This is a genomic window from Streptomyces sp. SID12488 (genome assembly GCF_010548275.1).
Lineage (GTDB): Bacteria > Actinomycetota > Actinomycetes > Streptomycetales > Streptomycetaceae > Streptomyces.
In genome coordinates, this window is record NZ_JAAGLT010000090.1 from 1 (window position 1) to 836 (window position 836).

At 69.4% G+C, this 836-nt stretch carries 1 pseudogene; it reads left to right on the forward strand.

Going from position 1 to position 836, the window contains the following annotated elements:
* A pseudogene (locus G3I56_RS42605) lies at positions 1-836 on the forward strand (thiamine pyrophosphate-binding protein); the annotation flags it as partial.

Here is an 836-nt window from a genome sequence, read left to right on the forward strand (position 1 = left end):
CTGAAGGCCAAGTTCGCCAAGAAGCCCGAGATCGCGGCGGCGAACATCGCCGCGTTCAGGGCCGGTTGGAACTTCGGGGAGACCACGGAGGACTTCGCGGTCAGTTACGAGGTCGCGCCGGCCACCAGCGCTTTCCCGTTCGGCACGTACCGCAACATCTCGGGGAACCTGGCCCTGTCGTACGGGCTCATCGCGGCCGGTCAACAGGCCGATCTGCCAGTGTATTTGGGCTCGTACCCGATCACGCCGGCCTCGGACATCCTGCACGAGCTCAGCCGGCACAAGAACTTCGGCGTCCGCACCTTCCAGGCCGAGGACGAGATCGCGGGTATCGGGGCCGCGTTGGGCGCCGCCTTCGGCGGGTCGCTGGGCGTCACCACCACCTCGGGACCCGGTGTGGCACTGAAGTCCGAGGCGATCGGGCTGGCGGTGTCGATGGAACTGCCCCTGCTGGTCATCGACATCCAACGCGGCGGGCCCTCCACCGGGCTGCCCACCAAGACCGAGCAGGCCGACCTGCTCCAGGCCATGTTCGGCCGCAACGGCGAGGCCCCCGTCCCGATCGTGGCCCCGCGCACCCCGGCCGACTGCTTCGACGCGGCACTGGAAGCAGCCCGGATCGCCCTCACCTACCGCACCCCGGTCTTCCTCCTCTCCGACGGCTACCTCGCCAACGGCTCCGAACCCTGGCGCATCCCCGACGTCGACGAACTCCCCGACCTGCGCGTCCAGTTCGCCCAGGGACCCAACCACACCCTCGACGACGGCACCGAAGTCTTCTGGCCCTACAAACGGGACCCGCACACCCTCGCCCGCCCCTGGGCCATCCCCGGCAC